Source organism: Cellulophaga tyrosinoxydans (genome assembly GCF_900176415.1).
GTDB lineage: Bacteria > Bacteroidota > Bacteroidia > Flavobacteriales > Flavobacteriaceae > Cellulophaga > Cellulophaga tyrosinoxydans.
Genome location: NZ_FWXO01000004.1, coordinates 148,016 through 161,300, shown reverse-complemented (window position 1 = coordinate 161,300; position 13,285 = coordinate 148,016). Strand labels below are relative to the sequence as shown.

11 protein-coding genes are annotated in these 13,285 nt (G+C 32.8%); 9 read left to right on the top strand and 2 right to left on the bottom strand.

Features of this window, described 5'->3' with window-relative positions; translation table 11 throughout:
• Nucleotide 1 precedes the first annotated feature (1 nt).
• Entirely contained in the window at nucleotides 2-2,392 is a 2,391-nt protein-coding gene (locus B8963_RS12250; protein ID WP_084061819.1) for an LTA synthase family protein, read from the top strand.
• Nucleotides 2,393-2,394: 2 nt separating this feature from the next.
• Complete coding sequence (locus B8963_RS12245) at nucleotides 2,395-3,618, top strand: YaiO family outer membrane beta-barrel protein (protein ID WP_084061818.1); 1,224 nt, start codon at nucleotides 2,395-2,397, stop codon at nucleotides 3,616-3,618.
• Between the two features lie 404 nt (nucleotides 3,619-4,022).
• On the opposite strand, the gene B8963_RS12235 is transcribed toward B8963_RS12245, so the two are convergent.
• Nucleotides 4,023-4,886 (bottom strand): sigma-70 family RNA polymerase sigma factor, encoded by an 864-nt coding sequence (locus B8963_RS12235; protein ID WP_084061816.1) that lies wholly within the window; start codon nucleotides 4,884-4,886, stop codon nucleotides 4,023-4,025.
• Nucleotides 4,887-5,030: 144 nt separating this feature from the next.
• Between B8963_RS12235 and B8963_RS12230 the strand changes: the two genes are divergently transcribed.
• From B8963_RS12230 to B8963_RS12210, 5 genes are all read left to right on the top strand, one after another.
• The gene (locus tag B8963_RS12230; RefSeq protein ID WP_084061815.1) at nucleotides 5,031-5,540 is read left to right on the top strand and encodes a DUF6155 family protein; all 510 of its coding nucleotides are present in this window, start codon (nucleotides 5,031-5,033) and stop codon (nucleotides 5,538-5,540) included.
• Between the two features lie 125 nt (nucleotides 5,541-5,665).
• Complete coding sequence (locus B8963_RS12225) at nucleotides 5,666-7,177, top strand: DEAD/DEAH box helicase (protein ID WP_084061814.1); 1,512 nt, start codon at nucleotides 5,666-5,668, stop codon at nucleotides 7,175-7,177.
• Nucleotides 7,178-7,189: 12 nt separating this feature from the next.
• On the top strand, nucleotides 7,190-8,419 hold the full coding sequence (locus B8963_RS12220) for a glycosyltransferase (RefSeq protein ID WP_084061813.1): 1,230 nt from the start codon (nucleotides 7,190-7,192) through the stop codon (nucleotides 8,417-8,419).
• A gap of 197 nt (nucleotides 8,420-8,616) precedes the next feature.
• Nucleotides 8,617-9,459, top strand: a complete 843-nt coding sequence (locus B8963_RS12215; protein ID WP_200810839.1) for a 1,4-dihydroxy-2-naphthoyl-CoA synthase — start codon at nucleotides 8,617-8,619, stop codon at nucleotides 9,457-9,459.
• Nucleotides 9,460-9,744: 285 nt separating this feature from the next.
• The gene (locus B8963_RS12210) at nucleotides 9,745-10,359 is read left to right on the top strand and encodes a DEAD/DEAH box helicase (protein ID WP_084061812.1); all 615 of its coding nucleotides are present in this window, start codon (nucleotides 9,745-9,747) and stop codon (nucleotides 10,357-10,359) included.
• A gap of 188 nt (nucleotides 10,360-10,547) precedes the next feature.
• Here B8963_RS12210 and B8963_RS12205 read toward each other — a convergent pair whose 3' ends face one another.
• Entirely contained in the window at nucleotides 10,548-11,882 is a 1,335-nt protein-coding gene (locus tag B8963_RS12205) for a serine hydrolase domain-containing protein (RefSeq protein WP_084061811.1), read from the bottom strand.
• Nucleotides 11,883-11,940: 58 nt separating this feature from the next.
• Here B8963_RS12205 and B8963_RS12200 point away from each other — a divergent pair, with 58 nt between their 5' ends.
• Nucleotides 11,941-12,813 (top strand): pirin family protein, encoded by an 873-nt coding sequence (locus B8963_RS12200; RefSeq protein ID WP_084061810.1) that lies wholly within the window; start codon nucleotides 11,941-11,943, stop codon nucleotides 12,811-12,813.
• Between the two features lie 37 nt (nucleotides 12,814-12,850).
• On the top strand, nucleotides 12,851-13,282 hold the full coding sequence (locus B8963_RS12195) for a 3D domain-containing protein (RefSeq protein WP_234989662.1): 432 nt from the start codon (nucleotides 12,851-12,853) through the stop codon (nucleotides 13,280-13,282).
• Nucleotides 13,283-13,285: the final 3 nt, after the last annotated feature.

Here is a 13,285-nt window from a genome sequence, read left to right as displayed (position 1 = left end):
AATGGAAATAAAAGTTAATGTACTTTATAGAGCAACTTTAAGAGGGTATACAAGGCTAATTATCGCCTTTTTATTCAGTCTTATCGTATTATCTATTTACCAATACATTGTACTTTATTATAAAGGTGTAACGGATAGAATATTTGGCATGAGCTTTATATTGGCCGTTGTACATCATATAGGTTTTAGTGCTTTAATAGGGTTATTATTTGTGGCACCTTTTAAATTTTTTGAAGCTATAAAACCAAGACTTGGCATAAAATTCACTTTTGCTATTCTAGTTCTTTTATTGCTTAGTGAGTTGATTTTAATTGGTTATTATACCATTACGTATGTTCCCTTAGGTTCCGATATTCTTGGCTACAATTATACCGATATAAAAGATACTATGTTAAAATCTGGCGGAATAACAATGTATCCATTTCTGATACTCGTTATAGTTTCTGCAATTTTCTACGGATTTTTTAAGTTAACAGGCACCTTTTACCATCATATAAGTAAAATGTTTCCTTTTACAATTATGCTCCTTAGCCTGTTTTTAATGACGCTTTTCACGCAGAGAAAACCAATAAATGATAATAAAACGCAATACATGGCGTATAGTCTAATACTTTCTTCTTTAGAGGATGAAAAATACAATTCCACGGTAGAATATCCTTTGCTTAAGGAAAATATACAAGAAGATGTATTGGGGGCGTATTTCAATTTAAAAGAAGAAAAGCCAAATATTGTCTTTATCGTCGTTGAAGGTTTGGGTAGAGATTTTGTTGGCGAAGAAGCGCAATTTGGAGGCTTTACACCTTTTATTGATGACTTAACCAAACAGTCGCTTTACTGGGATAATTTTTTAAGCAACACCGGAAGAACCTACGGCGTAATACCTTCTTTATTAGGCTCTTTGCCTTTTGGTAAAACCGGATTCATGGATTTAGAAGAATTACCCAATAAGTATACCCTTTTTAGCATCCTAAAAAATAACGGATATAGAACAGCGCTATATATGGGTGCTAATAGTTCTTTTGATCATATGGATACCTTTCTTAGAAGTGAAAACATAGATTATATTTTAGATCGAAGTAAATTCGAAAGCAAATACAATTTGCAACCAGCAGATGCTGCTGGAGCTTCTTGGGGTTATCCTGATAAGGAATTGTTTAAAAAAGCAATGGCTATTTACAAGCCTGAAAATTCTCCACGATTAGATGTTTTTATGACCTTAACTACGCACGAGCCTTTCTTACCTCCAAATCAGGAATATTATGATGAAAAAGTGATCGAAATTCTAGAAAAAAGCAATACCTACGATAGCAGAACTAGAAAAATAATAGATAAGAATAAGGGAATTTTTGGTAGTCTTTTATACGGTGATGAAGCTTTAAAAGATTTCTTAAGCGATTATAAAACCAAGCCAACGTATAGTAATACTATTTTTGTTATTACTGGTGATCATAGATTAATACCTGTGCCGCAGCGAAATACATTAAGTCGTTTTCATGTGCCATTTTTAATTTATAGCCCTCTAATTAAATCTCCTAAAAAAATAAGTTCGGTGTCTTCTCATTTTGATGTTGTGCCAACTTTATTGGCCATGTTATCTAAAAAATATCAGATGACCATTCCTAAGAAAACTGCTTGGATGGGTAGCGCAATAGATATGCATGAAGAGTTTAGAATAACCAAGGATATTCCTTTAATGCGTAATAAAAACGAATTGAAAGATTTTGTTTCTAAAACCGATTTTTATAGTGATGGGGATGTATATACCATCAAAAATAATATGGATATAGTAATAACCAATAAGGAGCATAATAATATAGCCAGATTACTTAAAAATTTTAAAGGAGTTAATGCCTATGTAACTCAAGAAAATAAAATTATTCCTGCTAACTCGGTGATTTACAAAATTGAGAAGGACAAATTCTCCAAGCAAGAAATGGTTTGGATTAACAGTCAGTTTAACGGTAATAATTTTGATAATGCTTATGAAACGGCAAAACAATATGCTTTTGATGGCGACTATGAAAGATCATTATTACTTACGCGTTATATTCTTTCCGAAGTGCCTAGTCATATCGATGCAAAAATATTGCAGGGACGTATAAATGCATGGAAAGGAGATTATTCTAGGGCTATTGACATTTTTGAAGCATGTTTAGAAGCCAATGCATCTTATGATGATATTTATTGTGCGCTATTAGATGCATCTTTTTGGTCTGGCAATAATGACATTGTTTTACCTCTGTTTGAAAAAATACAAGAAAACAATATTAAGAGTCCTGAAGTGCATGAAAAAGTAGAGAGAGCTTATAAACAGCTTCAGAAAAAAGGAGCGGAATCTAATACCGTAATTGTTAATTCTAAAATAGAAGCATTTATAGCCATAGCCAATTAATTATGAAATTTAAACAAACCCTATTTTTCCTACCAGTTTTCTTTTTCTTGAGTGCACTTCAAGCCCAAGAAAAAGTGTATGCCGGTAATCCAGATGCCTCATTTATGAAGGCACGGGAAATAGCATTTGCTGGAGATAGGGTAGCAGCTAGAGATTCTCTAAAATTAATATTATCAGCATATCCGGATTATGCAGATGTTAGAAATCTTCTGGCCAAAACTTATAGTTGGGATGGTAATTATGATAAAGCCAGAAATGAGTTTAATGCAATCATTTCAAAAGAAAAATTGAACTTAGAAGTTTGGGAGGCTGCCATTAAGAATGAAATTTATGCCGAGAACTATTATATCGCCTTAGGTTTAAGTAATAAAGCGCTGCTCTACTTTCCAGATAATCTAGAGATAAAAGCACTGCACGAAAAGGCTGAGATTGGTATTACCGTAGCAAAAACAGTGGAAGAGGTTATTTATTTAGATGCTGAAGCAGGAGAAACTACAAACAATGCTATTGGTTTATCTGCGGCTGCGGATGTTTTTGATGTTATTTATGATCCTATGCTATACGCTAGTATATATTATAATCGTAAAACTAAATATGGAGCTATAATTCCAAGAATTAATTACAGCAATAGGTTTCAAACTAATGGAGTTCAATATGAAATTGATGCATACCCCAAGTTTTCAAAAAAACTAAATGCTTATTTAAATTATGGATTTTCCAATTCAGAGATTTATCCAAATCATAGGGCAGGAGCGGAGTTGTATGCAAATCTTCCTAAGGCAATGGAAGCATCTTTAGGTGTACGCTATTTAGATTTTAACACAAGTAATGTGTTTGTATATACGGGTTCTTTTGGTATGTATAGGGGTAATTATTATTTCTCTCTACGGCCCTATGTGACACCTTCGGCAAATAACACTTATAATATTTCGGGTAATTTATTAGCTCGTAAGTACTTTAAAGATAAATACAATTTTTTGGGAGTCAACCTTAGTTATGGCTATGCATCAGATTTAAAGCAATTTAAAAATGGGTCTGTTGTATTAGCGGAAACATTACTGTATTTGGAGTCGCAACAAATACAAATTGAATATCAATTTACTATAAAAGAAAATCCTAGTGTCTACAGGGCTAGTATGGGTATTACCAGGCAGGAACTAAGTTTTGATCCAGGAAAGTTTTTTTATGCAGCATCAATTGGTTTAGATTACCAATTTAAATTTTAGACATTTAAATTATGTTGTTTTTACAACATTTTCTGCTTCTTTCACCACATTATATTGGTTCATTTATACTCTTGAAATATATTTATACTATAAATAAACCAAATCTTTTAAATATGCTATACGATACCTACGGCGAAGAATATTTAACATTCTTACAAGATCTTAACGAGATTTTAAGTTTAAATGAATTAGTAGAATTAGATTTTTTTTAAATAATATCCCAAAATAAAAACATACCTATGGCAAACAAGAATCAAGAAAACTCGGCTTACGTAAATTTCATTAACAATTTAAATGAAATATTAGGAGATTATAATATTAACGAACTTAGTCGTTCTTAGAAAAAGAAAATAGCACAAAAAAAGCTCACCAATGGTGAGCTTTTTTTTATGATACTATTTTTACTAACCTAAGTAGGTTTTTAAAATTTTACTTCTTGAGTTGTGTTTTAATTTTCGAATGGCTTTTTCTCTAATTTGTCTTACACGCTCTCGGGTTAAGTCAAACGTCTGTCCAATTTCTTCCAGTGTCATGGAGTGTTGATCTCCAATACCATAATAAAGTTTAACCACATCGGCTTCACGTTGTGAGAGTGTTTCTAAAGCACGATTTATTTCTATATAAAGCGATTGTTGTAATAGTTTTTTATCCGGATTAGGAGAATCTCCTGAACCTAAAACATTATATAAATTAGAATCTTCACCTTCTTTTAAGGGTGCATCCATAGAAACGTGTCTTCCTGAGTTTTTAAGTGACTGCTGCACTTCAGAAACCGTCATTTCTAGTTCTTTTGCAATTTCCTCGGCAGAAGGCGGTCTTTCGTGCGCTTGTTCTAAATAAGAAAATGCTTTTTTAATTTTATTAATGGAACCAATTTTGTTTAAAGGCAATCGTACAATACGGGATTGTTCTGCTAAAGCCTGTAAAATAGCTTGTCTAATCCACCAAACGGCATATGAGATAAATTTGAAACCTCTTGTTTCATCAAAACGCTTGGCTGCTTTTACTAAACCTACATTTCCTTCGTTAATTAAATCTGGTAATGTAAGTCCTTGATTTTGGTATTGTTTTGCAACAGAAACTACAAATCGTAAATTGGCTGTTGTTAACTTTTCTAGTGCTACCTGATCTCCTTCTCTAATTCTTTGTGCTAAGTCTACTTCTTCATTGGCAGTTATTAAATCTATCTTACTAATATCTTGCAAGTATTTATCTAATGATTTAGATTCTCTGTTTGTTACCTGCTTAATAATCTTTAGTTGCCTCATATATGTCTTTATTGTTCGAACTTACATTATACGTTTTTTTAAAGACTTTTCAAAGGAATATTTAGTTTTACATTTTTATTTGTGAAAAATTTATGATATTACACCAGTTGTTAATAATATTTCAAGAATTATTACTTAAGTACCATGAGCAAAAGAGCATTAAAGGAATTTATACAGAGTCTGCCGAAAAAAGAGCTAGAATTACAGTTGATAGATTTGTATGAGCGTTTCCCTATGGTGAAGGAGTATTACGATTTTGTTTTTAATCCTAAAGAGGATAAACTAATTCAAGAAGCCAAAACAAAAATAGCCAATGAGTATTTTCCGGTTAAACGAAAACGCGCAAGAATGCGAAGATCTATAGCTCAAAAATATATTAAGCATTTTCTTAAACTTGGAGTAGAGCCACATTTATTGGCAGATCTGATGCTCTTTAATATTGAAATAGCACAAACCTTCTCCTCAGAGAAAAAGGTCGCTGACACTTTTTACAAAAGTATGCTCAATTCATTTGATCAGGCGGTGGTTTATGTTTCTCAGCAGGGTTTACTTCCGGATTTTAGAAATAGAATAGCCATTATCTTTAATAAAGTTGAAGAACAAGAATGGCCAAATTACACCGAATTTTCAGCTGTTTTAGATAAAGTGGATTGAGATTTTAATTAATTACGTTGTAATATTTCTTTAACGCATAAAATTCTGCTAGTTTTGTAAGATTGGCGTAATTCGTTTTTTTTAGAGATTAAAAAATACGAAAGAATTAATTTTTAGCAGAGCTTTTGAAATTGCAAAATACTACAACAGAAAAAACATTATACGATTACCAATTAGAAGATTTGAATACCATTTTCACGTATTTAAACGAATCTCCTGATGATGTTAATGTATTATACCAACTTCCTACAGGTGGCGGAAAAACTGTTGTATTCTCTGAAATTGCCCGTCGTTTTATAAACGAACGTAAGAAAAAGGTGGTTGTACTTACCCATAGAATTGAGCTAGGCGCACAAACGTCTAAAATGCTAAAAGGATTTGGCGTTAAAAATAAAGTAATTAATAGTAGTGTTAAGGAGCTTATAGATCAAGATGATTATATGTGTTTTGTTGCCATGGTAGAAACACTTAATAATCGACTGCAAGAGGAGAAAGTTGAAATTAATAATATTGGACTCGTAATTATTGATGAAGCGCACTATAATTCATTTAGAAAGCTTTTCAAGTATTTTAAGAAAGCTATTATTCTTGGGGTTACAGCGACACCATTGAGTTCCAATATAAAACTCCCGATGAAGGATAATTATAAAAAACTAATTATCGGAGAATCTATTCAATCTTTAATTCAAAAGAAATTTTTAGCAAAGGCCGATGTATATAACCGTGATGTAAGCTTAAAAACTTTGAAATTAGGTGTAGGTGGTGATTATACCGTTAAATCTTCTGATGAGTTATATGGTAATTATAGTATGCTTAGTAAGCTGGTTTCTACCTATGAAGATATAGCGCTAGGAACTAAAACTTTAATTTTCAACAACGGAATTAATACCTCAAGATACGTTTATGAAACTTTTAAAAAAGCAGGGTACAATATTCGTCATTTAGATAATAAGAACAACGCTTCAGAACGTAAAGAAATATTGAAATGGTTTTCTGAAACTCCAGATGCTATTTTAACCTCAGTTAGTATTTTAACCACTGGGTTTGATGAACCCACTGTAGAAACCATCATATTAAATAGGGCAACAAAATCATTAACCTTATATTTTCAAATGATAGGTAGAGGATCGCGAATTTTACCTAATAAAGATACGTTTAAGGTTATTGACATGGGGAATAATGTGGCGCGTTTTGGCTTGTGGGATGCGCCAATAGATTGGAAAGAGATATTTCATTTTCCAGACTTTTATCTCGAAAATATTAAAAGTGATGATGATATTGAACGGGATTTTGTTTATGAAATGCCAGACGATTTAAAAGCAAAATTTTCTAAATCCACGGATCTAGAATTTGATGTTAAAAAAGAGTATAAAAAAGTATTTGCACAGGGTTTAAAATCTAAAATTGTACTTGAAAGGAGTTTAGATCAGCATGCTAAAATATGTATGGAAAATAGTAAGGATGTTTATGAAGCCCGCATTCTTGCTAAGCAGCTAAAAGAGGACATTGAATATCGTGTTCGTTTATATTCTTATTGCATCATGAATAATACAAAGAATTATAAGGAATGGCTTGCGGAAGATTACGAACGAAAACTACGTTTAAAAATTTCGCAAAAATTTTCTGAAAAACTTTAGTTCACTTGTAAAATGCAAAAAGTGCTTTTTATTGGAGTAAATTGGCCAGAACCTACTACTGCAGCAGGAACGCGCATTATGCAATTAATTCAGATTTTTCTTGAAGCTGATTTTAAGGTAATTTTTAGTAGTACAGCAGTAACTTCGGAATACTCTTATAATTTAAAAGAACTTAATGTTTCTAAAGCTAAAATTGAATTAAATAATTCTAGTTTTGATGATTTTATAGTAGACTTAGAACCCAATATCGTCATTTTTGATCGGTTTTTAACCGAAGAACAATTTGGTTGGCGTGTAACCGAAAAAGTACCCAATGCATTACGTATTTTAGATACTGAAGATTTGCATAGTTTACGGGTAGTTAGAGGGGAACTATTTAAAAAAAATATTCCGTTTACCGCAAATATGTGGTTGCAACATGATGCTACTAAAAGAGAAATTGCTAGCATGTTGCGTTGTGATATTTCTTTAATTATTTCGAGCTTTGAAATGGCATTTCTTAAAGAACATCTTCCAGTGTTAAGTGCCCTGTTAATCTATTTTCCATTTTTGGCTAAACCTATTACTGAAAAAATTCAAAATGACTATCCTAGTTTTGAATCTCGAAAAGATTTTATTTGTATCGGTAATGGAAAGCATGCGCCTAATGTAGATGCATTTTTATGGCTTAAAAACGAGATATGGCCATTGATTAGTAAGCAATTGCCAACTGCGAAATTGCATATTTATGGATCTTATTTACCACAACAGATTCTAGAAATGCATAAGCCAAATGAAAGTTTTTTTGTTGATGGTTTTACAGAAAACCTAGAAAAAACATTTTCAAATTCACGCATAAATTTAGCACCGCTACGTTACGGTGCAGGTTTAAAAGGCAAATTACTCGATGCCATGATTTATGGAACTCCCAGTATAACAACAGCAATTGGCATGGAAGGTTATTCTGGCGCTCTGTCATTTAATGGACTTATTGGCAATACGGCAGAAGAAATAGCGGAAAAGGCCGTTGCTTTATATACTGATGAAGCCTTATTTATACATGCTCAAAAAAATGGTTACGACCTCATCAATAAGGAATTCAATGCGAAAAAATGGTCAACTAATTTATTAGACGCTATTCATAATTATCAAGATAATTTATCAGTTAATCGTCAGGGTAATTTTATAGGTAGTTTACTGCATCACCAAACCATGCAAAGTACTAAATACATGTCTAAATGGATTGAAGCTAAAAATTCCTAATGCCATAGAAAAGTAATGCTATTTCTCTGCTGAATTCAAGCTATTCATTTTTATCATTCCATATATTTTCTCTTATCTTTGGAATTCTAAATGGGATTAAACCTCAGGGTAGAAACCTGAACCTGTATTTCCGACGCAACACGTTGGAAATTATAACTAAAGGGCTATCGCCCTGCGATTAAAGTGAAATTAAAAAAATGAAAAAAATCAACTGGAAAACGGTAAAAGAATTCGAGGATATTACTTATAAAAAATGTGACGGAGTTGCTCGAATAGCCTTTAATAGACCTAATGTTCGAAATGCCTTCAGACCAAAAACCACAAGCGAATTATACCAAGCTTTTTATGATGCGCAAGAAGACACATCGATAGGCGTAGTTTTGCTTTCAGCTGAAGGACCTTCTACAAAAGATGGTGTCTATTCATTTTGTAGCGGAGGCGATCAAAAGGCTAGGGGGCACCAAGGTTATGTTGGAGAGGATGGTATGCATCGTTTAAATATACTTGAGGTTCAACGTTTAATACGTTTTATGCCAAAAGCTGTGATTGCTGTTGTTCCAGGATGGGCAGTTGGTGGAGGACATAGTTTACATGTGGTTTGTGATTTAACATTGGCTAGTAAAGAACACGCCATATTTAAACAAACCGATGCTGATGTAACTAGTTTTGATGGCGGTTACGGTTCTGCATATTTAGCCAAAATGGTTGGTCAGAAAAAAGCAAGAGAAATATTCTTTTTAGGACGTAATTATTCTGCGCAAGAAGCTTTTGAAATGGGAATGGTTAATGCTGTTATTCCTCATGACGAGTTGGAGGATACAGCATACGAATGGGCTCAAGAGATATTGGCAAAATCGCCAACATCTATTAAAATGCTAAAATTTGCCATGAATTTGACAGATGATGGTATGGTTGGACAACAAGTATTTGCTGGCGAAGCCACGCGATTGGCCTATATGACCGACGAAGCCAAAGAAGGTAGAAATGCATTTTTAGAAAAACGTAAACCAGATTTTGGTAAAAATAAATGGATTCCTTAGACAGGAACTTTGCAGCTCTTTAAAGTTGAGGTTGCCATTATTTTATTAGCTAATGTGGTAGGGGTGTAAATTAAAAAAGACCCAATCAATTAAGACAAGGCCTTTTACGAGAACACTATATGAAAATGAAAAAATTTATTTCTTTTTAATTACACTACTAAAGTAAAAGAGAAATTCAGTTTTAGAAAACTATTGTTGTGAACTACCCAATACTTGTGGTAAAGCCTTAAAATGGATACAGAAGAGCATCTAAAAATTAGTAAGAATAAGGAATCATAGTAACTTATGTCATATAAAAAATTACAGCCAGAATTAAAGGAAGTACTACAAAATAATAAGATTACAGCCTATACAGCGTTTCAAAAGGCTGTACTCTCCAAAATAAAAGGAGGTGCCAGTTTATTTGGTATAGCTCCACAAGGTGCTGGAAAAACTACAGCCATTATAATTGCAACACTTCAGAAATTGGATTGTAAAGCTTTAGATGATGCACCTAGAGCATTAATTTTTGTCAAGGACAAACAGTCTGCATTAGAATTAGCCGCTGAATTTGAAAAGTATACGCGCAGAATGGATTTAAGAATTTATTGTGCCTACGATGAACAGAATCTTGAAGATCAACGAGCAGATATTTATGATGGGGTAGATATAGTGATAGCAACACCTAAACGCTTAAATAAAATATTTTACTTAAACGGAATTAATTTAGGACTATTAAAGCTTTTTATAGTTGAAGATGCTGAATTCCTGTACAAGGCAAGTGTATATTCTGATTTAATTAGAACACCTGAAAGTCTTGAAAAATGTCAATACGTAGTATTTGGTACTCAATTTGATGAACGAATGTCTAGAATGAGTGAGTCATTTATGGCCAATGCAGAAATTATTGAGATAAACTAAGGTGAGGTAATTATAAAAATAAAAAAGAGCTTTGTCTTGTGGGCAAAGCTCTTTTTACGAGAACACTATATGAAAATGAAAATTTACTTTTTTATTTACATTGTAAATGTAGTTTTCATCTTCGTGAATATGTAATTATTGTTGTCAACTAGCTTAAATATGTTGTGTAGTTATTACAAATAGTTTTTTTACTTAATTGCACTTAGTATTTCGTTTAAAAAACTATTAAAATCAAATTCAGGATCTTCTGCTAGTCCCATTCTTACAATAACCAAGTCTTTAGAGGGTATGATATATACACGTTGACCTTGAAACCCATTAGCTGAATACATGTCTCTTGGAACGTTCGGATATTTTCCATTGGCATTTAACCAAAAATGTGCTCCGTAGGTACCATCTGAGTGCTCCGTTGGTGTAGTGATATAATTTATCCATTTTTCATCAAATAACTGTTCTCCATTCCAATTTCCTTTATTTAGATATAGGATGCCAAATTTTGCCCAATCGCGTGTGGTGGCCCAAGCATAAGAAGACCCTACATAATTCCCCTCCATATCTGCTTCGAGCAACATAGAATTCATACCAATTTTATCTATTAATGCACGATAAGGAAAATCTAAGTAGTCTTGATAATTGTCGAATTGTTTGCGTAAAATTCCGGAAAGTAAATTTGTAGTACCGGAAGAGTAATTCCAAATTTTAGTAGGTGCTGCAATAGCTTTTTTATTAGCTTGTGATGCGGTCATGTCAGCGTCTAGAAATAACATTTTGGTAACATCAGATATTTTGGTGTAATCTTCTTCCCATGCCAAACCACTTTGCATCCGAAGTAAATGGTTTATTGTAATGTTTTTTCGTTCATCTTGTTGCCAAGCATCAATAGGCGCGCTGTGGTTAAGATTTATTTCACCTTTATATTCTAATATTCCATATAAAGTAGAAACGATACTTTTTGTCATAGACCATCCTAAAATTTTGCTATTTTCATTAAATCCTTCGGCATATTTTTCGCCAATAATTCTGTTTTTATGATAAACCAAAACAGATCTTGTTTTCTTTACATCAGGATTAGAAAAACTGTTGTTTATAGCAGCATATAGCTTGTCATAATCAACATTGGCAAACAAAGTATCCTTCAACACAATTGCGCCATATGGAAAAGGAAGTATGTCATTTTTTATAAATCTATTCGGAATAGGAAAAGATTCCGTTTCTGTATAATCATCATTAATTAAAACACAACCTAGACCTTCTCTATAGATACTTTTTCTTGGCATTAGTCCATAAACCGATCCTGTGGCACTTTGATCCTTAGTATTTAGTTTTACGTTAGCGAGTTTAACTAAAGGCATATTATTATCATTATTCGCTACGTAATCTGCACTTCGCTCTGCAATAAATACGCTTGATGCCATATTTTTCGAGGCAAAACCAGATATAAGATTCAATTTTGGATAGTTGGTATAAATAATTATGCCCAAAATAGGGATGAGTAATAAACCAATTCGTTTTAATAATTTCATTTAATTCAAAATTTTTAAATATTGTATCTTTAATTTCGGATAAATATAGGATTAAATTATGTCTAACATTGGTTTAATTATTGAAGAAAGAGCAAGAGATATTGGCGATTTTTTAGTGGGTAGATTAATTCCTTTTCGTAAAAAAAGAATGATTGGTCCTTTTATTTTTATAGATCATATGGGGCCAGCAGCACTCGGCCCTGAACAGTATATGGATGTAGATCAGCATCCGCACATTGGGTTAGCAACGCTAACGTTTATGCTTGAAGGCGAAATTATACATGAAGATAGTCTTGGTACACAACAATTAATAAAGCCAGGATCTGTAAATTGGATGGTTGCGGGAAAAGGTGTGAGTCATACTGAAAGAACACCAGAAAATCTTAGAAAAGGAACTGTGTTTACGGCTCACGGATATCAAATTTGGGTAGCTTTACCCAAGGAACTAGAGGATTGTGAACCAGAATTTCATCATTTTGATGCTAATGAATTACCTAGTTGGACAGATGGAGCGACAACCTTTACTTTAGTTGCAGGTAAAGGCTATGGTAAGGAATCTCCAGTTCCTGTTCATTCAGAATTATTTATGGTAGAAATAAAGAATAAGGCGAGCTATAATTTAAACACAAAGGATCATTTAAAAGGTGAAATAGGGATTTGTATTGTAGCGGGTGGCATTGAAGCCTGTGGTGAAAATGTAGGTAAAGGTAATATTGTAGTGGCAAAAGTTGAAGATACTTGCAAAACTGTATTGCAACCAAATTCCCATATTATTTTATTTGGAGGAATTCCTTTTCCTGAAGAGCGGCACATCTATTGGAATTTTGTTTCGTCAAGTAAAGAAAAAATTGAAAAAGCAAAAGCAGAGTGGGCTGCAAAAACTTTTCCTCTAATGAAGAATGATAATAGCTATATTGCTTTACCAAAATAAGAGACAATAAATAATGGTTTTTCTAAGAATTTGTGCATTGATAATATTAATAGGTTTAGTAGTTGCTTGCAAACAACAAGAAAAGCAACAATTAGATTTGCATGATTGGAATCCTATAAAAGTTACGGTAACAGCCTATAATTCTTTACCATCACAAACAACTCAAAATAAGCCAAATATTGCAGCATGGGGCGACACCCTTAAACCTGGAATGAAAGTGGTAGCGGTTTCACGAGACTTAATGCGTAAAGGCTTAACGTATAACACCATGGTGCGTATTGATACTTTTCCTGATACATTTATCGTAAAAGATAAAATGCATTACAGACATCGAAACAAAATTGATCTTTATATGGGTAGGGATAAAAAAAGAGCTTTAGAATGGGGTAAGAAAAAGTTAGTAATTTTTTATGCCACACTAAAAGACACCACAAATATGGAGCAAATTCCAGACGCTGCTACAAACTAATTT

Excerpts from the sequence above, each read along its gene's own strand:
- B8963_RS12250 (WP_084061819.1), top strand. The coding sequence starts at position 2 with ATGGAAATAAAAGTTAATGTACTTTATAGAGCAACTTTAAGAGGGTAT.
- B8963_RS12245 (WP_084061818.1), top strand. The coding sequence starts at position 2,395 with ATGAAATTTAAACAAACCCTATTTTTCCTACCAGTTTTCTTTTTCTTG.
- B8963_RS12235 (WP_084061816.1), bottom strand. The coding sequence starts at position 4,886 with ATGAGGCAACTAAAGATTATTAAGCAGGTAACAAACAGAGAATCTAAA.
- B8963_RS12230 (WP_084061815.1), top strand. The coding sequence starts at position 5,031 with ATGAGCAAAAGAGCATTAAAGGAATTTATACAGAGTCTGCCGAAAAAA.
- B8963_RS12220 (WP_084061813.1), top strand. The coding sequence starts at position 7,190 with ATGCAAAAAGTGCTTTTTATTGGAGTAAATTGGCCAGAACCTACTACT.
- B8963_RS12215 (WP_200810839.1), top strand. The coding sequence starts at position 8,617 with ATGAAAAAAATCAACTGGAAAACGGTAAAAGAATTCGAGGATATTACT.
- B8963_RS12210 (WP_084061812.1), top strand. The coding sequence starts at position 9,745 with ATGTCATATAAAAAATTACAGCCAGAATTAAAGGAAGTACTACAAAAT.
- B8963_RS12205 (WP_084061811.1), bottom strand. The coding sequence starts at position 11,882 with ATGAAATTATTAAAACGAATTGGTTTATTACTCATCCCTATTTTGGGC.
- B8963_RS12200 (WP_084061810.1), top strand. The coding sequence starts at position 11,941 with ATGTCTAACATTGGTTTAATTATTGAAGAAAGAGCAAGAGATATTGGC.